Source organism: Granulibacter bethesdensis, assembly GCF_001889545.1.
Classification (GTDB): Bacteria; Pseudomonadota; Alphaproteobacteria; order Acetobacterales; family Acetobacteraceae; genus Granulibacter; species Granulibacter bethesdensis_B.
The window spans coordinates 1,565,854-1,586,986 of the sequence record NZ_CP018194.1 but is presented as its reverse complement, the minus strand read 5'-3'; the positions used below and the strand labels follow the sequence as shown (position 1 = coordinate 1,586,986).

Below are 21,133 nucleotides of genomic sequence, written 5' to 3'. Positions count from 1 at the left end.
CCTGAATAATACGGCCCATTCTGTTACGAAGTCAGCCCGAACGGGTTGAGCCATGACCTTGGAGTCTATGGTCAAAAAATATCTGGAGGACGTTGAATGTTAAAGCGTATTATTCTGCCGGCCGCTATCGCCTCCCTGATTGCAACCCCGGCTTTGGCCGTGGATGTTACCAAGTCGATCCATATTGCTGCTTCGCCCGCAAAAGTATGGAGCACGATTGGCAAATTCTGTGGCATCGCCACATGGCATCCGGCCGTGACCAAATGCGAACTGGTCGATGTGGCTGGTGCTGAGCAGCGCACCTTGTCGCTGAAAGGTGGTGGAACCATCGTGGAGCAGCAGGTTGATCGCAATGATGCGAAAAAATCCTACACTTACACGATCCAGGAAAGCCCTTTGCCGGTGGCCAATTACAAATCCACCATCAGCGTGACACCTGCCAGGGGTGGCTCGGAAGTGACATGGGTCGGGCATTTTGATGCCAAGGGTGCATCGGATGCGGAAGCAGCCAAGGTGATTGCCGGTATTTATGAAGGTGGTCTGGCCGGTATCGCCAAAAAGGCGAAATAACGCAGGCAGGGCGGTCCTGTCAGGGCCGCCCGCTTTCTTGGATGGAAAATGCTCAGGAAGGTTGGGGCTTTTTCTTTCGCAGGGAGCGGATGAAGCGGCGGAATCCGGCCATCTGCTGCTGGACATAGGTGCCTGTATGCAGTGCTTCTTCGCCTGATGGATCACCAGTGCGCACATAGACCCGGCTGAAATCCGCTGTGCCGAACAGCATGTCCCAGTAGGGAAAAACCGCGCCGTAATTGCAGCTTCTTTGCCCTGCGGCGAGAATCCCGTGATGAGCACGATGAAAGCGTGGTGAGATCAGCAGCCTGTCCCCGATGCGACCAAAGCTGACCCGTGCATTGGCATGCGCCAGACTCTCGATCAGGCGAAGCAGCAGCACCAGCAGCGGAAACTGAAGTGGTGGCACGCCGATCATCAGTGCGATGGCTCCGAACCAGAGTGCGGAAATGAAATCATCCAGCAGGTGATTACGGTCATCGGACCAGAAGGTCATCTGTCGCTGGGCGTGATGCAAAGAATGAAGCGCCCACCACCAGCGGAACTGATGGCTGAGCCGATGACGCCAGTAATCTGCGCAATCCAGAATCAGCGCATAGATCGCAAAGGTCACATAGGGGTGGCCGGTCAGGGATGGGATGAACCGCTCCAGCGTAGGTGGCACGTAACCATGATCGGTCAGCCAGCCATTGAGCAGCACCTGCACCTGATAAAACCCGACAAAGCTGACCAGTGGCAGCACACCGACGCGCGAGATGACAGTGTAGAGCACATCGGTCAGGACGGCGCGATTATTTTCCCACCGTTCGACCGGCCGCCATTTCTCCAGCGGGACGCAGATAGCATACATCAGGATGACCTGTGCCACCCCATACATGGCGATCAGCGCCCATCCATAGGAGACATCCTCCCACTCGATCAGATCGAGCTGCCAGAGCAGGGGGATCAGCAGATGTTCCTGCAGCCAGCCTGCAGCGCTGTCAAAGGGGTCGAACATCGGTAAACCTGTGATCGCCTTTTATGGTGCGCGGGTGGAGGCGGCTCGAACGGGAGCGGCCAGATGTGTGTTGAGCCATATCCCGTGCGGAGAGCGACCGGTCGGGATCGTGGTGAAGCTGCCGTCTTTCGGGTTGATGATTGCCACCGTATGTGCCCAGCGCCGTGTTGCCCAGATGGATCCATCGGGTGCGAAATCCAGATCATCCGGCCCCCCGGGGATGGAGAATTCCTTTTTCACTGTCAGGGTCGTGGGGTCGAGCAGGCTGATGGTGCCGCCCACGCGGTTGCAGACATACAGAACTTTGCCATCAGGGGAGAGGAACAGGTTATGAGCGCCCTTGCCTGTGCGGATCTTGCGCTCCAGCTTTCCGGTGACCGGGTCCATGACGGCAATAGTGTCCTCGCCCATATCACCGACCAGCAGCTTGCCGTTCAGATATAGCACACCGGCGGGGGTGCGTCCTGATTTCTGCTCCCACAGGATTTTACCCGTCTCAGGGTTGAAAGCCACGACCTTGCTGGTTTTCTGGAGGGAGACGAAGGCGACCTTGCTGTCCGGCGTGAAATTGATGTGGCTTGGCATGGAGGGCGCCTGAATACGGTGCAGCAGCTTGAAGCTGTGCCCGTCATAGATGTCGATCTGGTCACGGGCGAGCGCCGCAGACACCAGCCAACGCCCATCCGGGCTGAACTGGATCTGGTATGGATCGCTGAAGACGATACGCTTCTGCTCTGCCCCTGTCAGGGGATCGAGGAAGAACATCGTATTACCGGCCGTATCCCCGACCAGCAGCGATTTTTCATCCGGTGTGAGCGCCATATGATGCGGCTCCCGCAGCACGGGGATGCGCTTCACTTCCTGACGGCTGGTGATGTCGATCAGGCTGATGGTTGCGTCATTGCTGTTGATGACAAAAGCCAGTCCTTCGGCCTGTGCGGTTGAGGTATGACTGACCGCACCCGGCAGGGTCAGCCCGATGAGAAGAAAGAAGCGAGCCAACCGTGAGATCATAAACCCGTCCAGAAGTGCTTAAGTCACTGACAAGCGCCAGTAGATACAACGGCTTGCAGAAGAAAGTGTATCAGGTTTTTGAAGTTCTGCCCCGCATGCCCGCCATACCCGCAAGCGCCCGCGGCCTATATGGTTTTATGGCCTTGTGAGCATTGATGCAGGACAATCGATACACGCAACAGGAAATGTATGTCCGATCAGTAAGTCGCTTTTGATGGGCTGAGAGCGTAGCATGTCTTCATGCAGGCAAAGAGGAAAGACGCTGTCATGCCGGTCTTGCAGCAGTGGCGCAGAAGGGCGGTTCCTGTCACGCCGGTATTGGCTATGATATTGCCAGGGTTGCTGGTGGGCTGCACCTATGATCCATTCGGATATAGTGGTGTCTATGTGCCTATGCCGGGTGTGGTGCAAACCACGGGCCTGGAGGCAGGCAAAGGCGTTGTGACTGGGGCGGGGGGGCGTCCCTCTGCTCCTCAGCTTCAACCGGCCTCTGTCCCTGTATATGGCACGGCTTACCCGCCAGCCTATCCTCCGGCCTATGGTGGATATGCGGCTCCTTATCTGGCATCGACCATTGCCGCAGCCACCGTATTCGGAGCCACCTTTGGTGGGGGTTGGAGGGGGGCATATCCTTATTATGGCGGCTGGGGTTGGGGCGGGGCGCCATGGAGGTGGGGCTATCCCGGCTTTGGCTGGCAGCAATGGGGGTGGGGTGGCCCGTATTATCGTAGTTTTGGCTGGTAAGGTTCCTGTTGCCTGCAAGTGCGGTCTTCACCCTTCTGCCTGCCTTTCTGCCTCGAACATATAATCGCGTGTCAGAGGAAGGGCGGTCAGGGATTTCGAGACCTGCAATTGCCAGACGATATGCCCCATATTCCTGAAAGCGAGTTCGCATCCGGCCAGATAAAACTCGAACATCCGTGAGAAACGCTCGTCATACAGCGAGGTAATGGTCGGCCGAGCCTCCTGAAAACGCTGGCGCCAGTGCGAGAGGGTCAGCGCATAATGAAGTCTCAGGATCTCAATATCGGTCGTCCATAGTCCGGATTTTTCTACCGCAGGCAGCACTTCCGACAGGGCCGGAGAATATCCGCCGGGAAAAATGTATTTCGCGATCCATGGATTGGTGGCGCCCGGCCCATCGGCGCGACCGATTGCGTGAATCAGAGCGATACCATCCGGTCTGAGCCTGTCACGTACGGTCTCAAAAAATGTCTGGTAGTGGCCAATGCCGACATGCTCGAACATACCGACTGAAACGATGCGGTCGGCCGGCTGTCGCCATGCACGGTAATCCATGAGTTCGAAGCGGACACGATCACTCAACCCGGCTTCTGCCGCGCGCTGACGCGAAACGTCCAACTGTTCGGTAGAAAGGGTCAGTCCGGTCACGCGCGCACCATGGTGACGGGCCAGATACAGTGCCATACCGCCCCAGCCAGACCCGATTTCCAGAACATCCAGATCAGGGCGATCCAGCTTCAGCTTGGCAGCAATGTGCCGTTTCTTGAGGGACTGCGCCTCTTCCAGCGTTTCCTGCCCGGTCGGGAAATAGGCGCAGGAATATTGCCTGTCCTGATCCAGAAACTGCGCGTACAGCCGCCCGTCCAGATCGTAATGATGGGCGACATTGCGTCGCGAACGGCCAGCGGGGTTGAACTGATCCAACCGCTTTCGTGCCTGGCGCAGCATGTTAAGCTGCCGTATGATCAAAGGCTGTCCGATATCCAGACAGTCACGCGTCAGCACATTCAGCAGATCATAGATCGTGCATCCCTGTGTCTCCAATTCACCTTCCATGTAAAGCTCGCCCATAGCCAGCATGGGATTAAGGGTCAGACGCCTTTCCGCCTGGGGAGAACGGAGCACCATAGAGGCCGAGGGAGAAGAACCAGCCCCGTATTGACGGATTTCTCCGTCAGAAAAGCGGACTTCCAGATGTCCGGTCCGGACGATCCGGGTCAGGATACGATCCAGCAGCCAGTGAATACGTGGCACATGCATCAATGGATACTCCCTCCTCAGGCTCATCAGCTTTGGTATGCTTCAGCAGGGATATCATTTTTCGATAGAGAAATATTTCAAGCGTTTTTGTGATCAAACATCCGACATCAAAGTATTTTGTCTGAGCTGAATTTGTAATCAGAGAGAATTTTTCTTTAAAATTTGGCGATCAGGGCAATTCCGGAGACCATCAGGACTGCTCCCAGCATCCGCAGCGGTGACATTGTATGCGGAGTCACATGCAGCAGACCAAAATGGTCAATGGCAAGCGACATCAGGATATTGGCAGTGATGGTCAGGCCTGCAAAAGTGCCTGCCCCCACCTTGTCCACGAACATCAGCCCGGCCACGACGGCAAAGGCACCGATCAGGCCGCCCAAAGGTGCCCACCATGGCATGGCGGCGACGCCTTCCACGGTTGGCATGGGCCTCGGTATACACAGCCAAAGTACCAGAAGGGCTGCGAGAATCGGCAGGAAGGAGACAATGCTCGCCAGCCATGGATTGATGAGCGAAACCCGAAGGGCGCCATTCATCGGCGGCCCCCAGGCCTGCAACGCGCCGGCAATAACAATCAGAGGATAAAGCCAGGCTGAATTCATGGTATGTTGCCCTTGAAAGCGGAAAACGGAATTTTTCCACCAACGCATCAAACTACGGATGGTCAGACGGACCACAAAGTTTTTTTCATAATGTTTCCGGAATGTGGGCTGCCTGATCAGTCACGATGCGGTCCACTGCCTTAATCTTTTAATGAGCGGGCCCTTTATTGCCATCAGCATCTGGCGAAGTTACTCCGACAAGGGGCGGCAGCCGATCACTGCCCGGTCGTACGGCTTGCTATACACCTGCAACAGCAAGGTGTGGTTATTGCAAGTTTGAGCCAGATTATTTGCGGGAGGTAGCCAGCGTCTTGGCGTTCTGGATGGTCAGATGACCATCTACGCCATGTGCTGATAGCTCAAAATATCTCATGATTTGAATGGCGTCCCGTAGGGGATTCGAACCCCTGTTACCGCCGTGAAAGGGCGGTGTCCTAGGCCTCTAGACGAACGGGACACTGTCTCACCTGGCCGATGGTCTGGCCGGAAGCGGTGGCGTGGCGGGTGGTTACCCGAGGCTGAGCGGGCGGTCAAGCCAATGCAGCATCAGAAATGCAAAAGTTTGCGCTCGTCGTGCCGTTCCAGGTTTCGGCACGCAGGTAACCTGCCAGATGAAGTGGGCGTAATTCACCATTCAACAGGATATCGGCAATCGGCGCAGCCATATCCTCCGGCTTGGCGCGGAACAGCAGCGCCTTGATGGTGTGACCGGATTCGCTTTCCAGAAAAGCACGAATCGTTCCGCCATCCCGCCCGATCCGTTCAGCCCTGCGGCAGCGCAGCCGGGGCAGGACGAGCAGCGGTTCATCATTCCCGTTTCCGAACGGTGCCAGTTGGGCGAGTTCCTCGGCCATGGCCACAGTGACAGCCCCGGCCCCCAGGCTGGCATCCAGCGCCAGATCAGCGGCTTTGGGCAGCAAGGCGGCTGCTGCCAGACGCTCATTCATGAAGGAGCGGAAAGCGGGCAGACTTTCAGGGGGGAGTGCAAACCCGGCTGCCATGGCATGGCCGCCCCCGCTGCGCAGCAGGCCGTGCTGGTGGGCGGCGATAATGGCGGCCCCCAGATCGATTCCGGGGACGGAGCGTCCTGATCCCTTGAGCAGTCCGTCAGCCGAACCCGCCACGCAGGCCGGACGATTGAACCGCTCCCGGAGCCTGCCGGCAATGATGCCGACAACACCCGGATGCCAATCCTCCCCACCAATGACGATGGCGGCATCTCCTGCCTCGATCCGTGCTTCTGCGTCCCTGATCGCTGTATCAAGGATGGAGGATTCCACGGTCTGACGCCGCCCGTTCACGGAATCGAGCGCCTGGGCAATGTCTCTGGCAGCGATCGGGTCTGTCGCGGTCAGCAGCCGCACCCCCATATCCGCACTGTCGATCCGCCCGGCCGCGTTGATGCGCGGCCCCAGCACGAAGCCGCAGGTGCTGGCAGTCACTCGCCCGGTCATCTGCGCCACCTCCAGCAGGGCGGCAATCCCGATGCGGTTGCGGCGATCCATCACCTTCAGGCCCTGCGTGACGAAGGCACGGTTGATCCCGGTCAGTGGCATGACGTCACACACGGTGGCCAGCGCCACCAGATCCAGCATCTCCAGCAAGTCGGGAGGCGGCCCTTCATGCCCCTGCCAGCCATCGCGCCGAAGCTGGCGGAAAGTGGCCACGCAGGTCAGCAGCGCCACGCCGGTTGCGCATAGCATGGTCAGCCCGGAGTGATCATCAGGTCCGTTCGGATTGACGGTGGCCAGAGCTGCAGGGGGCAGCGTATCGCTTTTATGGTGGTCCAGCACAAGAATATCGGCTCGGCCGGAGACGGCTGACAGCGCGGTTTGTGCCGCGGTGCCGCAATCAACGCAGATGATCAGGCTCGCACCACGCCCGGCCAAAGACAGCAGGGCAGGGGCGTTCGGGCCATATCCCTCCGTCAGCCGATCCGGGATGTGATAGAGCACCGGGCAGCCGCAGGCGCGCAGCACGGTCAGCATCAGGGTTGTGCCGCAGGCGCCATCCACATCGTAATCGCCGAAAATGGCGACGGTCTCCTGTGCCATGATGGCGGCAGCAATACGGGCTGCCGTCTGATCCATGCCCGCCAGAACAGAAGGATCAGGCATCATGGCGCGCAGTGTTGGTTGCAGGAAGGTATCGGCCTGCTCGATCCCGATGCCGCGTGTCGCGATCAGACGACCCAGCAGATCGCTGACCCCGTGACGCTGTGCGATGGCCAGCCCAAGCCGCTCTACGGCTGCAATCTCGGCTCCTGCGGGCATGCGCCAGCGCCATGCACGACCGGTCAGGCTCCGCTCCACCCCCAGAACAGCGTCCGTAACAGTGGTGGAGGCTTCCGGGCACAGAACAGAGGGTGAGATCACGGTCAGAGTATTACCAGGTCTTGGTATTGAAGTTGTGATAGGCCTCGACATAGCGAATGGTGCCGGACTTGCTGCGCATCACCACGGAATGCGTATAGGCTCCGGCAGGGAACATGCGCACGCCGCGCAACATTGGGCCGCCAGTGACGCCGGTGGCGGCGAACATGACATCGCCCTTTGCCATTTCCTCGGCGCTGTATTTACGCCGCGGATCGGTGATGCCCATGGCGCGGGCGCGGTCTTCCTGCTCCTGCGACTCATACATCAGGCGCCCCTGCATCTGGCCGCCGATACAACGGAGCGCCGCTGCCGCCAGAACACCTTCCGGTGCACCTCCGGAGCCGAGATAAATGTCGATGCCGGTATCGGGCATGGCAGCGGCCATGGCGCCGAACACGTCGCCATCGCTGATCATCATGATGCGGCTGCCGACTTCACGCGCCTTGGCGACGATTTCGTTGTGCCGGTCACGATCCAGCACGCAAACGACCAGATCGGACAGCTCCATTTTCTTGGCTTTGGCCAGATTGCGCAGATTGCTTTCGACGGAGTTATCGAGATCAACCACCCCATCCGGCAGGCCCGGCCCGACCGCGATCTTGTCCATATAAATGTCGGGAGCATGCAGGAAATTGCCGGCCTCGGCCAGCGCCAGCACCGCCATGGCATTGGGGCCGCCTTTGGCGGTGAGCGTAGTGCCTTCCAGCGGATCGACCGCGATGTCCATGGCGGGGCCGCCAGCACCGACGGTCTCGCCAATATACAGCATCGGCGCTTCATCCATTTCGCCTTCGCCGATCACCACCGTGCCGTTGATCGCAACGGAGTCGAAAGCCTTGCGCATGCCCTCGACCGCTGCGCCATCGGCGGCGTTCTTGTCTCCTCTGCCCATCCAGCGGGAAGCGGCCAAAGCCGCGGCCTCCGTTACACGCACCAGTTCCAGTGCAAGGTTACGGTCACTATGTTTGGGTGTATCGGCCATGGCTTCGCTCCGCTTGTCGGAAATCGAGCTTAGGCGTAGCGCATCGGCCCTCGTCGGGGAAGCCGATCAACGCATAAAGCGCCGATATGGGATTGCTGGGCAGGGGCGTGACGTCATGCCCTGTGCTTGTTAAGCAGTCAGGAACGTAGAGCGTTCCGTGTTTATTGAGGCTATGTGTTCATGACGATCAAAATCGACTGGCGACGCGTGTTGCGTATTGCCGTTCCTCCTCTGGTAATTCTGGGCGCGGGATTTGCTTATGTGAAAATTCAGGAGCATCGGAACGCTCCTCCTCCGCCTTTATTGCTGAACAAAAAAGGCCCGGACGGAAAACCACTGCCGGTTGAACCGATTGGCCGCTGGAGTGGCACGACCGCCTGTACCGCCGTCTGCAAAACGCAGACCCTTGTGTTGACCCTGATGCGTCACACGGATGGCAGCCCGGCCTGGTATCGTCTGGAACAGATTTACAAAGGCGATGGGAGTGACAGGACCGTGGATCATGTCACCCATAGTCTGGGACCGTGGACGTTGGAAAACGGAGCGTATCAGCTTCATGCCGACAAGCTGGATGATGAATTTACCTTCATTCCGTCGGCAGATGGCGAAATTCTGAAGTTGCAGGATCCGGGTGATGCCAGCCTGCGCACGATGGTCATGAAGCGGACGGAGCTGCCGCCGGCCCCCGGCCTCAAGGTAAACCCGCCGAAACCAGCCCAGCCCTGAAACAACAGAAAACCGCCCGGCAGGAAACCTTGCCGGGCGGTTGTTGGATCAGCCTGTTTTGAGTCGTGAAAGCAGGTGATTATGACGCAAGCCATTCCGGGACCGGCAGGTTCTTTTCCGTCAGGAAAGCCGGGTTGAACAGTTTCGACTGATAGCGCGCGCCACCATCACAAAGAATCGTAACGATGGTGTGTCCCGGCCCGAGGCGCTTTGCAACTTCGATCGCGGCGGCGACATTCAGACCGGCCGAGCCGCCGATAGACAGCCCTTCCTCCCGCAGCAGATCATAAACCTGTCGCAGCGCATCGCTATCGCTGATGCGGACTGCATCGTCGATCTGCACGCCCTCCAGATTGGCGGTGACGCGAGACTGGCCGATTCCTTCAGTGACGGAACTGCCTTCGACCGAGAGATCGTTGGAGGTCACCCAGCCATAAAGCCCGCTGCCATGCGGATCAGCCAATGTGATGCGCACGGACGGGTTGAACGCCTTGAGCGCAAGGGCAACACCGGCCAGCGTTCCCCCTGTGCCGCAAGAGCAGGTGAAGGCATCCACCTTGCCACCCGTCTGTTCCCAGATCTCGCGGCCCGTGGTTTCACGATGGCCTTCCCGATTGGCCAGATTGTCGAACTGATTGGCCCAGACCCAACCGTTTTCTTCGGCCAGACGACGGGAAACATGCACGTAATTGCCGGGATCACGGAAAGGTTTGGCCGGAACCAGACGAAGATCGGCCCCGATCATGCGCAGATAGTCGATTTTCTCCTGACTCTGCGTTTCCGGCATCACGATCACACTACGATATCCGCGCGCCTGCCCGACCAGGGTCAGGCCAATGCCGGTATTGCCTGCCGTTCCCTCGACGATGATTCCATCCTGACCCGGGGTCAGCAGGCCGCGCTTTTCCGCATCCAGAATAATGGCCAGAGCGGCACGATCCTTGACAGAGCCGCCGGGATTCATGAACTCAGCCTTGCCAAGGATTTCACAGCCGGTTGCGTCCGATGCCCTGTTCAGACGGATCAGCGGTGTGTTGCCGATCGCCTGAAGCATCGATGCGGCAACGGGCGGGGCGGCAAAGGCAGAGCGTATGCTCATCAGCGAAACTCTCCTGAAGCGGGGTGTTCCTTCATAAGGCCCAATTTTATGGCCCCATGCCGGACATCTTTTACAACAGCGGATTCATACCTATAGAAAGAGCTGATAAAAAGCATCGTGATACAACGCATATCAGGTTAATTCCCGATGGTGATCTGGAATTAACGGCATGGAGGAGATAGTCATGGTGGATAACGTCCCGGTTGTGGATGCCTGGTCGGCCCTGAAAACCGATCCGGAAGCACGGCTGGTGGATGTGCGTACGGATGTGGAATGGGTGTTTGTCGGCATCCCCGATCTTTCCTCTGTCCAGCAGAAACCGGTCCTGATCAGCTGGCAGGTCCATCCGCAGATGCAGGTCAATCCACGTTTCGTCGATGAGCTGCGTCAGGCAGGATTAATGCCGAAGCATCACATTTATTTTCTGTGCCGCAGCGGCGCCCGCAGCATGGCGGCTGCCATTGCTGCACGGGAGGCCGGTTACGAGCATGTCTATAATATAGCGGAAGGATTTGAAGGCCCGGTCGATGCAAATGGCCATCGTGGCGTTGCCGCCGGATGGAAAGCGGAAGGTCTGCCCTGGCAGCAGCGTTAATGTGAAAACGGGCGGGGAGGGATCCCCCGCCCGCTGATCAGGCTTTATTGATCATAGGTCACGCGCAGTACGACGAACCATGGATAACGTGGGTCAACCGACTGCCCGTCCGGTGTGGCAATCATGCCGGAGGGTGTTGTCGGCACGTGTTTCATGGACACGGAATAGGCGACATTCCCGCCGATAACAGAGAGTTCTCCGGGACGGGAAGCGACAATGATGTCGCAATGGCTGGGGAAGCCGCCTGTCGGGAGAGAATCATAAGTCAGATGCTCTGCCTTACCGCGCCCTGTGCAGATCAGATCGCCGGGAACCGGTGCGTATTCTCCCGGCCGTTCGGCAATCACGGCGTAACCGCTTTGCGCGCCTGTCGCCATCTGTTTGGCGATATTGATATAGGTGGAATGAGAGGCAGAATACGGAAACCGTGCACCTGCCCCGGCAATACGCATGACATAGGAAATGAACGCCGCCGACCAGGGATGAATATCCTTGTCGGGCAGCGGCGTCCCTGTGCTGGTATAGGCCCCTGACCAAAGACTTTCGGTGGTATCGGCATCCTGCCCAAGCCACCAGAACAGTCCGACTTTCTCCCATAATCCGGGCTGCCGGTCCGGTCGCAGTATGGGCGGCATATCAGGATTCTCGCCTGGCGGTTCATCATGAACTTCACTGCCGAACGCACGCCATTCTGCTGAGGCCAGACCAATTGCATCGGCACGGTTGAACGGAGCGAAATGCATACGTGCGAAATCGGGTACATGCGCTTCATTGGTGGCCGTATATGCCCCTGTCCCCGATGAACCTGCTGCTCCGCCAGAGCCTGATCTGGAAGACGAGCAGGCTGTCAGCATCAGGAGACATGCGACAGCGGTGGCTCCGGCAGGGGCGCGCATCAGACCCGATATTCCGGATACAGGCCGAGCAACCCTTCTTCGGATGCCTCGCAGCGCCCGCGTTCAGTGATCAATCCGCTCAGCAGCCGGGCCGGAGTCACATCGAAAGCGGGGTTGGCGGCCGGGCTGTCTTTCGGCGTAATGCGTACGGTCATGACACTGCCATCCATGGCGCGACCACTCATGGTTGTGACCTCTGTAGCGGAACGTTCCTCGATCTCAATTTCCTTCACGCCATCGCGGATCGACCAGTCAAGCGTGGAGGAAGGCAATGCCACCCAGAAGGGTACGCCATTATCTTTTGCAGCCAGTGCTTTCAGATACGTGCCGATCTTGTTGGCGGCATCGCCGTTACGTGTGACGCGGTCAGCGCCGGTGATGCACAGATCAACCTTGCCATGCTGCATCAGATGGCCGCCGGCATTATCGCAGATCAGCGTGTAGGGAACACCGTGTTTGCCGAGTTCAAAAGCGGTCAGTAGCGCTCCCTGATTACGGGGACGGGTTTCATCGACCCATACATGCACGTCGATGCCTTCCTCATGCGCCATGTAGATGGGCGCGAGAGCGGTTCCCCAATCGACAGTGGCGAGCCAGCCGGCATTGCAGTGCGTCAGGATGTTGACGGGTTGTCCGGGACGGACACGATCGCGGATCAGTTCCAGACCATGCCTGCCGATAGCCTCGTTCTGGCTTGCATCTTCATCGGCAATGGCGGCAGCCTCATCATAGGCGATGGTGACGCGATCGGCTTCTGAGGTTGTGAGCAGCCGGGCCAGCATACGATCAATGGCCCAGCGCAGGTTAACGGCGGTGGGGCGTGTTTCCACCAGCAGGGCCGCAGCCCGCTCCATCCCGTCGGTGGTGGTATTGTCGCGCAGCGCAAGGCACAGTCCGTACGCAGCAACCGCTCCAATCAGCGGTGCGCCCCGCACCTGCATGGACCGGATCGCGTGAGTAACCTGATCCAGCCGCGACAGCCGCAGCAGATCAACGCTCCAGGGCAGTTTGGTCTGATCAATAATACGGACGCTCCATCCATCGTCATCGACCCACACGCTGCGGTAAGGCGTGCCATCAATCTTCATGTGCGGTTCCTCGAAATACAGTGCAGTGATCGGTGCAGCGTAGCGGGGCGTGCTGCGGGTTAACGCCTTACTCTATTCTTCAGATGCGCTGATGCAGCACGCATACCAATGTGAATAACCGGCGGGCCGTTTCAAAGTCGATCGAAACCTTGCCATTCAGGCGGTGGCGCATCAACTCGGCCCCCTCATTGTGCAGGCCGCGACGACCCATATCAATCGCCTGAATGCGCGCTTCCCTGGCTTCCTGCACAGCTTTTGCATAGCTGTCGACCAGCAGATGATAGTCCTTGATAAGCCTTCGGAACGGTCCCAGAGCAAGTGCCAGCACGGTCAGAAAGGTATCATCCTGTCGACGGATATCGAAGATCAGGCGTCCTTCCTGAATGGACAGATGAAGCATATAGGGGCCTTGTTCACTGACGGGCGCCATACCGGGCAGCGGGCGTTCAAGTGAAAACACGTTTTCGGCTTCCAGATCGGCGACAGCCTGAGCCCGGTCCATCTCCTGTAAAGGAGAGAGTCTGGTCAGGGCTTCTCCCTCCAGAATGACCTTCAGCAGTCGTTTGGAGGCGGCCTGTGTCGGTTGCGTGTCTTCCGGCTTTGCGCTCATGCGCTTCTTTTAGTCCAGATTGATATTGGATGAAATTGTGCATGAAAGGACAGAGCATACAACTGTCCGCATATCGGCTGTCAGGTTGCTGTTATCCTGGGGGTGTTACTGTATGGGCTGTTCATGAAAGGATTTTATCTGCCGGAAAAGGGCTGAATCGGATTTCCTTTTATAAAGACTGCAAAAAAGCAAAACGAAGAAAGAAAAGCCTTTTTGCACATTGCGGAACTGAACTGGCGGTGAGTTGTTTTTATTGACAGGATCGGCTCGAAAGAGCGAAGAGAAATGCTTGACGAGCGATTCATCCGAATCGCAACTCGCTGTCGAACCTGTCTTGCGTTGGTTCTGGCGGCTGCCGGGCCAGGGCAGGGCATTTCAAGAAGAAACATGTTATCTCAGGTGATACCGTCATTTTTGATGGATCCGTCATGAAAGCCGGTCAGCATGGGAAACGGTAAGAGGCAGAAAAGGCATGGCAGGTTAGAAAGGCGCTTCATGCACTGCGCCCAAGCCTGACACGCAACCGGAATGTAGCAGGCTTGGCTGACAGACAGGGGCTTGATCAGCACAGCTTCAATTTTCCGGCCTCCGGGTTCGATACGCGTATAAGACTACATGATCAGCATGATTTTTCCGGCCAATGGTCCGGCCGAAAGGGGAGTTCCTCAGGTGAGTAATGATAACGATCATAATGGAACGCCACGTGCCCAACCTATGGCCGTGCGCTCAACGACCCGCCGTAGTAGTGCGGCTGTAACGACGCGGCGCAGCACGACCGCACGCCGGGGCGCTGCGGTTACCACCCCCAAGAAGGGAGCTGCCAAAACAGCGACGCGGAGTACCGCTGCCAAAAAGACGGCGACAAAGACCGCGACCAAAGCCACCTCCAAAAAACCGTCTACGAGAGTAGCTGCCACCAAGACCCGGACTTCACCTGTCCGGAAAACGGCAACCCGTGCCACGCCGGTGAAGGCGACCCGTGCGGCGACCGGCAAGACAACGACACGTAAGCCTGCAACCCGGGCAACAACAGCCAGGACCACGACAAAGCGGGCCACAGCTACCAAGCGCACACCTGCCACCAAGCGCGTCACCGCCACCAGAACGACAGCAACCCGTGCCACCGCGCGTAAGCCTGCCGCCAAAACCGCAACGGCCAGCCGCCGTACAGTGGCGGGCACGAAGAAGACACGTGCTGTTACGCCACGCGCCACGTCAGCGCGTGCAAAAACAACGCGCACCAGGACAACCCGCGCTACCTCTGCCGTGAAAAAAGCCCCTGCTGCGAAGCGGGCGACGTCAACGCGTGCAGCCGCCACGCGGACGACTGTGCGTGCGGCGAAGGCAGCACCAGCGACCCGTGCAACCAAACCCCGTGCGACTGCCGCCCGCGCCACGGCAGCTACGCGCCGTGCTGCCACACCGGCCCGTACGACAAAGGCGGCAAGCGCCCGTACGGTGAAAGCAACTCCCACCCGCAAGCCGCGTACCGTAAAGGCACCGGCCGCAAAAACCCCGACCACGCGCACGCCGCGTGCGACCAAGGCTGCAACCGCGACGACCCGTACACCGCGCGTTACAGCCCGTAGTCTTACCACTGCGGTGAAGCCGCGCCGCACGCGTGCGGCTTCAGTTGTTGAGGGAACCCGGGACGAACTGCTGACTCCCGTGCGTCGCGCTCCGCGTAAGACCCGGCGCACGGAAGTTCCGGTAACGCAGGCCGAGGATACCTCACCGGCCAAGCCGCGTCGCGGTCGTAAGCCGTCCAGACCTGCCGAGGATTCGAAGAAGGACAGCGATCTGCTGGATGTTCTCGAAACCTCCGATCCCGAGACGCTGAACTGAGCGATCTCACCGATTCCGGTTAATCCGGATCGCAGATGAAAAGGGCGCCTTTTGCGGGCGCCCTTTTTACATTGAAAGGAATGGGTTCAATCAAAAGCCTGTCGGCGGCAGCGCATGGATAAAGGTCTGTGCCTGCATATCCCAGCCTGGCAGTCCGGCGCCGAAATTCCAGGCCGCTGTGGCGTAGGATTTTCTGAGTGAATCATCGAAGATCAGGCGCCGTAGCACTTTGGACAAAGTTTCATGATCACCAGGGGCGCAAAGGGCACCTGCATTCAGCGGCAGCCTCATTGCTGCTTCCTGCGAGGCTGTAATGGCCAGTGGAATGCCGCGCCGCAGAGATTGCAGGACTGCCGAAAGTGGTCCATCCCACCACGATGCCTGGGCGTAAAGATCAGCAGCATCCCATAATGTCTGCAAAGTCTCATGCCCGGGGCAGGAGAGCAGCGTCACGCGGGAGGAAAGGCCCGCCTGCTCCGCCTGTTCGCGGATCACCTCGACGTAGGCCGGATCGCGCTGTGTATTCCCTGTAATAGTCAGGTGCCAGGAGAGATCGGTCAGCCGAGCGAGGGCTTTCAGCAGGACATCATATCCTTTCCGTTTGACGAGCGTGCCGACAGAGAGAATTTCGCATGCGCTGCTGCTATCCCGGTTGCGTGTGCCGGGAGCCGGGGCATAGGCGGCAAAGCCGCTTTCCACGACGCTGATCTGCGCATCCGCCACCCCGTATTCCCTGATCAGGCGGTCGCGTGTCTGCTCAAGTGTCACCACGGCATGGGAGACGGCTGACAGAACCGTCTGTTCCGCTTGCTGCACATTTGCGTCGGGCCCCGGACAATCGCCGCGCTGACCAGCAGCGCCGGGATGATGGATCAGTGGCGTCAGGCAACGCAGGGCAGAGGGGGGCAGATGATGAAAAGCGGGCAGGGACATGCCATCAATCACGATGCGGCTGTTCCGGCCGGACGATGCCGTCAGGGTGGAAAAGACCTGTTTTGCTTCTTCTTCTGCCGCCCTGGCATCATGGACAAAGCGGGCCTTCAGGGTGATATCGGTCACTGAATGCCCTTGTTGTTGAAGGGCTTCTATCAGTTCGCGGTTGTAGCGATGTCCTCCGGCGGTTGGATCAGTGGCCGCAGGCTGGATAAAAAAGATATGCATCAAAACACTATATATCCCTCCCGGGTCTGCTTTCCAGCGACCGCATCTGTCAGTCGACGAGTCGCATAAGGCGGATACTCAATGGCGGATGGGGAGGGCGACGGCGGCGATATCCAGCTCAGAAAACCGGAATTCTCAGATTTTGGGAAACGGAGAAGCTCGCCGCCGTCTCAGGCGACTGATGAGTTGGTTCCGGGCGAAACACAATATCACCACCACAGCGACTCTGATATGGCAGCAATGTTTCCCAAGCGTGAATAAGGAGGGGCAATCGTGGTGCTCTTGTTGAGAGAGTAAACCCCCTGTATAAGCCCGCCGAATCGCCACGCAGGGATGCAGCGAAATGATGGTGACGCTTCCACCGGACTATCGGCCTTCCGAGGCCGAAGAATTCATGAACCCGCTTCATGTTGAGTATTTTCGACAGAAATTGTTACGTTGGCGGGCCGATCTGCTCCGGGAAGCCGACGATACACTGGCAAGCCTTTCCGAAGGCGGCATCCATGAGGCGGATATTACCGATCGTGCCAGTGTGGAGACGGATCGTGCCCTGGAGCTGCGCACCCGGGACCGGGCCAGAAAGCTGATCTCCAAGATTGATCAGGCGATGCAGCGGATCGAGAACGGTACCTACGGCTATTGCGAGGAAACCGGCGAGCCGATCGGGCTGAAACGTCTGGAAGCCCGTCCCATTGCCACCCTGTCGCTCGAAGCTCAGGAGCGGCATGAGCGCATGGAACGAGTTCACCGCGACGATTGATCATATTTTACCCGTCTTGACGGGTGATGTGCTGATCAGAAAAGGCCGCCCTTTCCGGGAGCGGCCTTTTCATCCTTTTCTGAGCTGCTCCGGGGGCGGATTTGTATCCTCCGCCCCCGGTATCGGAATCATCAGGCAGGAAGCTGCTCGGCAATGTAGGGCGGCAGATAGAAGCTGCCGACATGCACTTCCGGTGTCCAGTAGCGTGTGTTGGCAATCCCTGCCGCCTGGGCACGGGCACGCACTGTTTCCAGATCGGCCTGTGTAAAATCTGCATCCTTGGTGGCGAAGCCCAAAGTCATGAAACCGCCGACATAGGTCGGAACCGCGGCAACATAGGCACCGACGCGGGGGAAGAAGTTGCGGCGACGCAGGCTGGTTTCACGCAATTCATCAGCCTGCATGAAGGGGACGCCGCACTGGTTCACGATCAGACCGCGAGAGGTCAGAATACGGGCTGCATTCTGATAGAAATCATCCGTAAACAGCACTTCGCCCACCCCGATCGGATCGGTGCTGTCGACGATGATGACATCGAAGCTGCCGTCAGCGGCTTTTTTCACATAATCGATGCCGTCACCAACGATGACCTCGGCCCGTGGATCGTTCCACGCATTGCCGCTGATACCTGGCATGAACTCGCGGCTCAGACGGATGACTTCGCCGTCGATCTCGACCATGACGGCGCGTTCGACTGTCTTGTGCTCCAGCACGCGGCGCAGCACACCGCCATCTCCAGCGCCGATGATCAGCACGTTTTTGGCTGCGCCATGCGCGATCAGCGGCACATGGGTCAGCATTTCCTGATAGACGAATTCATCGGCTTCAGTGATTTGCACGACACCGTCCAGCAGCAGGACGCGGCCATGAGAATTGCTCTCGAACACCACGATGTCCTGAAAATCTGACTTGACGCGAGCCAGTTCCTTGCTGACGCGGAATTGCTGACCCCAATCAGGATAAAGCGTTTCTGCGATCCAGGTGTTGCCGGAGGAAGGGGTTTGGTCGGACATGAAGCGTTCTCCAAAAATCAGGCGATCCGGAAGTTGCCCTCCGGATCGCCTTTTTTCTCGTGCGGTGCGCTGGGTGAGATAGCGCGTAACGATGACGCTATAAAGGCGTCAGGTTACATTTCTCAGACGACCCGCCCGCGACGCTGCTCATCCAGATCGATACGCTCCGGCTGGAATGTTGCGCGCAGGACCGGGATGGATTTGTGCGGATCGCAGGCGCCACACATGAAGATGTCGACAGCTGCGAAGTTGCGCTCCGGCCATGTGTGGATGGAGATGTGGCTTTCCGCCAGCACCACAACGCCAGAAACGCCGCCATTCGGTGTGAAATGATGGAAATGGCTGTGCAGAATGGTTGCCCCGGCGGTCACTGCGGCTTCACGGAGGGTCACATCGATCATGCCGGGATCGTCGAGGTTGGTAGCGCCCCAAAGATCGGCCAACAGATGCGTGCCGGCAAACTTCATGCCGTCACGTTCTACGAAGTAATCCTTGCGCTCTTCCGTTTCGGCCGCAGAAATCTGCGTGTTGGCCTGGGCGGCGGCTTCAGTCACGTTCTGGTTTTCGCTCGGATTTTCCGAGACCATCCCCAGCGGGTTGAGTGCGTTCATCGCATTCTCCTTCCTACCAGTAGACGGCCGGTTGGACTAAAATCGTCCCCTTGGGCCAAGGCGGCGGTGAATAGAGCGCTATTCCCCCCACTGCAAGCAAAAACGGACCCCCTGACAGGGTGGCGGCCATGATATTTTTACGCGACGATGAAAAGAGTCCTGATCAGGGACTGCTTTGACATCATCGCGTACAGGGGTGGGGATACACCTTGCAATTGGAATCTGACTAGAACATATTATGAACATAAAGGGGAATAGCTGCGTCTTTCGATGCGCTTCCTGCAAGGGTAAACTGACTGAAGAAGCTGCGTGAATCGGCCGCGGGGCGCGGCTATGCATGAGGACATGTCCGCTATGGAAAAGAATAAAGCGCTGGATGCCGCGCTGGCGCAGATCGAACGGTCTTTCGGAAAAGGCTCGATCATGCGCATGGGGGCGCGCAATGTCGCCGAGCAGATTGAGGTGATTCCCAGTGGTTCGCTGGGGCTTGATCTCGCGCTTGGAATCGGGGGCATGCCGCGTGGACGGATCGTGGAGATTTATGGTCCCGAAAGCTCGGGCAAGACCACGCTCGCCCTGCATACAGTGGCGGAGGCGCAGAAACGTGGCGGTACGTGTGCTTTTGTTGATGCGGAACATGCGCTTGATCCGGTGTACGCACGCAAGCTGGGTGTTGACGTCGATAATCTCCTGATCAGCCAGCCGGATGCCGGGGAACAGGCACTGGAAATCGCCGATACGCTGGTGCGCTCCGGTGCGATCGACGTGCTGGTGGTGGATAGTGTCGCGGCTCTGGTTCCGCGGGCCGAGCTTGAAGGCGAAATGGGCGACAGTCATGTCGGTCTGCATGCCCGTCTGATGAGTCAGGCATTGCGCAAGCTGACTGGCTCCGTGAATCGCAGCAACACGACACTGATTTTCCTCAATCAGATCCGGATGAAAATCGGTGTGATGTTTGGCAGCCCGGAAACGACGACGGGTGGCAATGCACTGAAATTCTATGCGTCGGTGCGCTTCGACATTCGCCGTATCGGACAGTTGAAGGACAAGGAAGAAGTCATCGGCAACCAGACCCGCGTGAAAGTGGTGAAGAACAAACTGGCGCCGCCTTTCCGGCAGGTGGAGTTCGACATTATCTATGGTGAAGGTATCAGCAAGGTCGGTGAGTTGATTGATCTTGGCGTCAAGGTCAATGTGGTGGAGAAATCCGGTGCCTGGTACAGCTATGACAGCCAACGCATCGGGCAGGGGCGGGAAAACGCGAAACAGTTTCTGCGGGACCATCCGGAGATCGCCAATACGATCGAGAACCGGATCAGGGAGCAGTCTGGTACCGTGCAGAACGCCATGATCACCACACCGGACGCTGAGGAGGCGGAAGCGGCTGAGTAACAGACACGAGAAAACGCGGCAGGGATCGAGATTATGTCTTGATGCCGCAGCATCTCCGCTGGATCGGATAGATGAGGAACTGGTTGAGGTAGCGCGGGGGGTGATGCGGGAGCATTACCGCCCGTTATGGCATACGGTGGCGGCGGCGTTGCGGGATGCAAATGGCCGCATATGGACCGGCCTTCATCTTGGCGCGACGGTAGGACGCCTGCAGATTTGTGCCGAAGCCATCGCATTGGGGCGCGCCAAACTGGAAGGTGGCAGCGAGATCAAAACAGCCGTCGCGGTTCGTCATCCCAAACCGGATGAGATCGATCAGGACATTGACGTTGTCTCTCCCTGCGGCGCGTGTCGAGAGATGTTCGCGGATTTTACCCCTTCCACCATGATTATTGTTTCGGATGGGCAGGGACTGATCAAGGTGCCGCTTTCATTTCTCCTTCCTCTTCCTTACCGACGTTGAAAAAGGCGGCTTGCATTTTCCTCAAAATGTGAACAATTTGGATTGTTCTTTGAAATCAATAACATCAGGTCTAGAGGTTCCCCCGCGTGCGCGGGGATAGTCCCGCGCATTGACCGGCTCACGACAGCCGAGGTCGGGTTCCCCCGCGTGCGCGGGGATAGTCCTCGCCGATTTTGTTGCGACGCCTCAGCAGGCGGGGTTCCCCCGCGTGCGCGGGGATAGTCCCTAACAATCGCCGCAACAACCTCCGGCATGGTCGGTTCCCCCGCGTGCGCGGGGATAGTCCTTTTCGTCACGATGATTTCGCTATCTGTTTCCTGGTTCCCCCGC

General features: G+C 58.4%; 23 protein-coding genes, 1 tRNA gene and 1 CRISPR repeat array (1 of these 25 cut by a window edge). Of the genes, 9 read left to right on the top strand and 15 right to left on the bottom strand.

Annotation, left to right across the window (positions count from 1 at the left end):
- Positions 1–96 precede the first annotated feature (96 nt).
- Positions 97–570, top strand: a complete 474-nt coding sequence (locus tag GbCGDNIH8_RS07345; RefSeq protein WP_072572689.1) for an SRPBCC family protein — start codon at positions 97–99, stop codon at positions 568–570.
- Positions 571–622: 52 nt separating this feature from the next.
- Here GbCGDNIH8_RS07345 and GbCGDNIH8_RS07340 read toward each other — a convergent pair whose 3' ends face one another.
- Both GbCGDNIH8_RS07340 and GbCGDNIH8_RS07335 read right to left on the bottom strand, forming a co-directional pair.
- Positions 623–1,567, bottom strand: coding sequence for a sterol desaturase family protein (locus GbCGDNIH8_RS07340; RefSeq protein WP_072572688.1), 945 nt, complete (start codon positions 1,565–1,567; stop codon positions 623–625).
- Between the two features lie 21 nt (positions 1,568–1,588).
- Positions 1,589–2,581 carry a YncE family protein gene (locus tag GbCGDNIH8_RS07335; RefSeq protein ID WP_081368894.1) on the bottom strand — a complete coding sequence of 331 codons (993 nt, stop codon included), beginning with the start codon at positions 2,579–2,581 and terminating at the stop codon, positions 1,589–1,591.
- Positions 2,582–2,848: 267 nt separating this feature from the next.
- Between GbCGDNIH8_RS07335 and GbCGDNIH8_RS07330 the strand changes: the two genes are divergently transcribed.
- A complete protein-coding gene (locus tag GbCGDNIH8_RS07330; protein WP_072572687.1) occupies positions 2,849–3,325 on the top strand; it encodes a hypothetical protein in 477 nt (158 codons plus the stop codon).
- A gap of 27 nt (positions 3,326–3,352) precedes the next feature.
- Here GbCGDNIH8_RS07330 and GbCGDNIH8_RS07325 read toward each other — a convergent pair whose 3' ends face one another.
- The 5 genes from GbCGDNIH8_RS07325 to glpX all read right to left on the bottom strand — a co-directional run bounded on the left by GbCGDNIH8_RS07325 (position 3,353) and on the right by glpX (position 8,544).
- Positions 3,353–4,570: an SAM-dependent methyltransferase gene (locus tag GbCGDNIH8_RS07325; protein ID WP_095206483.1), complete on the bottom strand. Its 1,218-nt coding sequence runs from the start codon at positions 4,568–4,570 to the stop codon at positions 3,353–3,355.
- A gap of 170 nt (positions 4,571–4,740) precedes the next feature.
- Positions 4,741–5,187, bottom strand: coding sequence for a DMT family transporter (locus tag GbCGDNIH8_RS07320; protein ID WP_072573721.1), 447 nt, complete (start codon positions 5,185–5,187; stop codon positions 4,741–4,743).
- A 381-nt stretch (positions 5,188–5,568) separates the two neighbouring features.
- Positions 5,569–5,644: transfer RNA gene (locus GbCGDNIH8_RS07315), tRNA-Glu, on the bottom strand.
- A 73-nt stretch (positions 5,645–5,717) separates the two neighbouring features.
- Positions 5,718–7,568 (bottom strand): single-stranded-DNA-specific exonuclease RecJ, encoded by a 1,851-nt coding sequence (gene recJ, locus GbCGDNIH8_RS07310; protein ID WP_072573720.1) that lies wholly within the window; start codon positions 7,566–7,568, stop codon positions 5,718–5,720.
- A gap of 4 nt (positions 7,569–7,572) precedes the next feature.
- Positions 7,573–8,544, bottom strand: a complete 972-nt coding sequence (glpX, locus tag GbCGDNIH8_RS07305) for a class II fructose-bisphosphatase (RefSeq protein WP_072572685.1) — start codon at positions 8,542–8,544, stop codon at positions 7,573–7,575.
- Between the two features lie 180 nt (positions 8,545–8,724).
- On the opposite strand from glpX, the gene GbCGDNIH8_RS07300 reads away from it, so the two are divergent.
- Positions 8,725–9,270, top strand: coding sequence for a hypothetical protein (locus GbCGDNIH8_RS07300; protein ID WP_157692571.1), 546 nt, complete (start codon positions 8,725–8,727; stop codon positions 9,268–9,270).
- A 79-nt stretch (positions 9,271–9,349) separates the two neighbouring features.
- Here GbCGDNIH8_RS07300 and GbCGDNIH8_RS07295 read toward each other — a convergent pair whose 3' ends face one another.
- Positions 9,350–10,369: a cysteine synthase A gene (locus tag GbCGDNIH8_RS07295; protein ID WP_072572683.1), complete on the bottom strand. Its 1,020-nt coding sequence runs from the start codon at positions 10,367–10,369 to the stop codon at positions 9,350–9,352.
- Positions 10,370–10,553: 184 nt separating this feature from the next.
- On the opposite strand from GbCGDNIH8_RS07295, the gene GbCGDNIH8_RS07290 reads away from it, so the two are divergent.
- Positions 10,554–10,964 carry a rhodanese-like domain-containing protein gene (locus GbCGDNIH8_RS07290; protein WP_072572682.1) on the top strand — a complete coding sequence of 137 codons (411 nt, stop codon included), beginning with the start codon at positions 10,554–10,556 and terminating at the stop codon, positions 10,962–10,964.
- A 44-nt stretch (positions 10,965–11,008) separates the two neighbouring features.
- On the opposite strand, the gene GbCGDNIH8_RS07285 is transcribed toward GbCGDNIH8_RS07290, so the two are convergent.
- From GbCGDNIH8_RS07285 to GbCGDNIH8_RS12850, 4 genes are all read right to left on the bottom strand, one after another.
- On the bottom strand, positions 11,009–11,860 hold the full coding sequence (locus tag GbCGDNIH8_RS07285; RefSeq protein ID WP_072572681.1) for a DUF2272 domain-containing protein: 852 nt from the start codon (positions 11,858–11,860) through the stop codon (positions 11,009–11,011).
- Positions 11,860–12,948 carry an S-methyl-5-thioribose-1-phosphate isomerase gene (mtnA, locus tag GbCGDNIH8_RS07280; protein WP_072572680.1) on the bottom strand — a complete coding sequence of 363 codons (1,089 nt, stop codon included), beginning with the start codon at positions 12,946–12,948 and terminating at the stop codon, positions 11,860–11,862. Before mtnA ends, GbCGDNIH8_RS07285 begins: the two co-directional genes overlap by 1 nt.
- Before the next feature lie 79 nt (positions 12,949–13,027).
- Positions 13,028–13,558: a UPF0262 family protein gene (locus GbCGDNIH8_RS07275; protein ID WP_072572679.1), complete on the bottom strand. Its 531-nt coding sequence runs from the start codon at positions 13,556–13,558 to the stop codon at positions 13,028–13,030.
- A gap of 686 nt (positions 13,559–14,244) precedes the next feature.
- Positions 14,245–15,177 carry a hypothetical protein gene (locus tag GbCGDNIH8_RS12850; RefSeq protein ID WP_157692570.1) on the bottom strand — a complete coding sequence of 311 codons (933 nt, stop codon included), beginning with the start codon at positions 15,175–15,177 and terminating at the stop codon, positions 14,245–14,247.
- A 49-nt stretch (positions 15,178–15,226) separates the two neighbouring features.
- Here GbCGDNIH8_RS12850 and GbCGDNIH8_RS12845 point away from each other — a divergent pair, with 49 nt between their 5' ends.
- Positions 15,227–15,403, top strand: a complete 177-nt coding sequence (locus GbCGDNIH8_RS12845) for a hypothetical protein (RefSeq protein ID WP_157692569.1) — start codon at positions 15,227–15,229, stop codon at positions 15,401–15,403.
- A gap of 90 nt (positions 15,404–15,493) precedes the next feature.
- Here GbCGDNIH8_RS12845 and GbCGDNIH8_RS07265 read toward each other — a convergent pair whose 3' ends face one another.
- Positions 15,494–16,564, bottom strand: coding sequence for a glycosyltransferase family 4 protein (locus GbCGDNIH8_RS07265; RefSeq protein ID WP_072572676.1), 1,071 nt, complete (start codon positions 16,562–16,564; stop codon positions 15,494–15,496).
- Between the two features lie 81 nt (positions 16,565–16,645).
- Between GbCGDNIH8_RS07265 and GbCGDNIH8_RS07260 the strand changes: the two genes are divergently transcribed.
- On the top strand, positions 16,646–16,825 hold the full coding sequence (locus GbCGDNIH8_RS07260; protein ID WP_072572674.1) for a hypothetical protein: 180 nt from the start codon (positions 16,646–16,648) through the stop codon (positions 16,823–16,825).
- An 85-nt stretch (positions 16,826–16,910) separates the two neighbouring features.
- Positions 16,911–17,324, top strand: coding sequence for an RNA polymerase-binding protein DksA (gene dksA / locus GbCGDNIH8_RS07255; RefSeq protein ID WP_072573719.1), 414 nt, complete (start codon positions 16,911–16,913; stop codon positions 17,322–17,324).
- A gap of 131 nt (positions 17,325–17,455) precedes the next feature.
- On the opposite strand, the gene speE is transcribed toward dksA, so the two are convergent.
- The gene (speE, locus tag GbCGDNIH8_RS07250) at positions 17,456–18,337 is read right to left on the bottom strand and encodes a polyamine aminopropyltransferase (RefSeq protein ID WP_072572673.1); all 882 of its coding nucleotides are present in this window, start codon (positions 18,335–18,337) and stop codon (positions 17,456–17,458) included.
- A 122-nt stretch (positions 18,338–18,459) separates the two neighbouring features.
- A complete protein-coding gene (gene speD / locus GbCGDNIH8_RS07245) occupies positions 18,460–18,948 on the bottom strand; it encodes an adenosylmethionine decarboxylase (protein ID WP_072572672.1) in 489 nt (162 codons plus the stop codon).
- A gap of 354 nt (positions 18,949–19,302) precedes the next feature.
- Between speD and recA the strand changes: the two genes are divergently transcribed.
- Positions 19,303–20,340, top strand: coding sequence for a recombinase RecA (recA, locus tag GbCGDNIH8_RS07240; protein ID WP_072572670.1), 1,038 nt, complete (start codon positions 19,303–19,305; stop codon positions 20,338–20,340).
- On the top strand, positions 20,315–20,803 hold the full coding sequence (locus tag GbCGDNIH8_RS07235; protein WP_367593397.1) for a cytidine deaminase: 489 nt from the start codon (positions 20,315–20,317) through the stop codon (positions 20,801–20,803). The genes recA and GbCGDNIH8_RS07235 overlap by 26 nt, the downstream gene beginning before the upstream one ends.
- 75 nt (positions 20,804–20,878) lie before the next feature.
- Positions 20,879–21,133: a CRISPR direct-repeat array (repeat unit 28 nt; unit sequence GGTTCCCCCGCGTGCGCGGGGATAGTCC) (it continues 139 nt past the right edge of the window).

What these genes read in the sequence shown, in the direction of transcription:
- GbCGDNIH8_RS07345 (WP_072572689.1), top strand. Translation starts at nt 97, where the DNA reads ATGTTAAAGCGTATTATTCTGCCGGCCGCTATCGCCTCCCTGATTGCA.
- GbCGDNIH8_RS07340 (WP_072572688.1), bottom strand. Translation starts at nt 1,567, where the DNA reads ATGTTCGACCCCTTTGACAGCGCTGCAGGCTGGCTGCAGGAACATCTG.
- GbCGDNIH8_RS07335 (WP_081368894.1), bottom strand. Translation starts at nt 2,581, where the DNA reads ATGATCTCACGGTTGGCTCGCTTCTTTCTTCTCATCGGGCTGACCCTG.
- GbCGDNIH8_RS07330 (WP_072572687.1), top strand. Translation starts at nt 2,849, where the DNA reads ATGCCGGTCTTGCAGCAGTGGCGCAGAAGGGCGGTTCCTGTCACGCCG.
- GbCGDNIH8_RS07320 (WP_072573721.1), bottom strand. Translation starts at nt 5,187, where the DNA reads ATGAATTCAGCCTGGCTTTATCCTCTGATTGTTATTGCCGGCGCGTTG.
- glpX (WP_072572685.1), bottom strand. Translation starts at nt 8,544, where the DNA reads ATGGCCGATACACCCAAACATAGTGACCGTAACCTTGCACTGGAACTG.
- GbCGDNIH8_RS07300 (WP_157692571.1), top strand. Translation starts at nt 8,725, where the DNA reads ATGACGATCAAAATCGACTGGCGACGCGTGTTGCGTATTGCCGTTCCT.
- GbCGDNIH8_RS07295 (WP_072572683.1), bottom strand. Translation starts at nt 10,369, where the DNA reads ATGAGCATACGCTCTGCCTTTGCCGCCCCGCCCGTTGCCGCATCGATG.
- GbCGDNIH8_RS07290 (WP_072572682.1), top strand. Translation starts at nt 10,554, where the DNA reads ATGGTGGATAACGTCCCGGTTGTGGATGCCTGGTCGGCCCTGAAAACC.
- GbCGDNIH8_RS07285 (WP_072572681.1), bottom strand. Translation starts at nt 11,860, where the DNA reads ATGCGCGCCCCTGCCGGAGCCACCGCTGTCGCATGTCTCCTGATGCTG.
- mtnA (WP_072572680.1), bottom strand. Translation starts at nt 12,948, where the DNA reads ATGAAGATTGATGGCACGCCTTACCGCAGCGTGTGGGTCGATGACGAT.
- GbCGDNIH8_RS07275 (WP_072572679.1), bottom strand. Translation starts at nt 13,558, where the DNA reads ATGAGCGCAAAGCCGGAAGACACGCAACCGACACAGGCCGCCTCCAAA.
- GbCGDNIH8_RS07265 (WP_072572676.1), bottom strand. Translation starts at nt 16,564, where the DNA reads ATGCATATCTTTTTTATCCAGCCTGCGGCCACTGATCCAACCGCCGGA.
- GbCGDNIH8_RS07260 (WP_072572674.1), top strand. Translation starts at nt 16,646, where the DNA reads ATGGCGGATGGGGAGGGCGACGGCGGCGATATCCAGCTCAGAAAACCG.
- dksA (WP_072573719.1), top strand. Translation starts at nt 16,911, where the DNA reads ATGGTGACGCTTCCACCGGACTATCGGCCTTCCGAGGCCGAAGAATTC.
- speE (WP_072572673.1), bottom strand. Translation starts at nt 18,337, where the DNA reads ATGTCCGACCAAACCCCTTCCTCCGGCAACACCTGGATCGCAGAAACG.
- speD (WP_072572672.1), bottom strand. Translation starts at nt 18,948, where the DNA reads ATGAACGCACTCAACCCGCTGGGGATGGTCTCGGAAAATCCGAGCGAA.
- recA (WP_072572670.1), top strand. Translation starts at nt 19,303, where the DNA reads ATGGAAAAGAATAAAGCGCTGGATGCCGCGCTGGCGCAGATCGAACGG.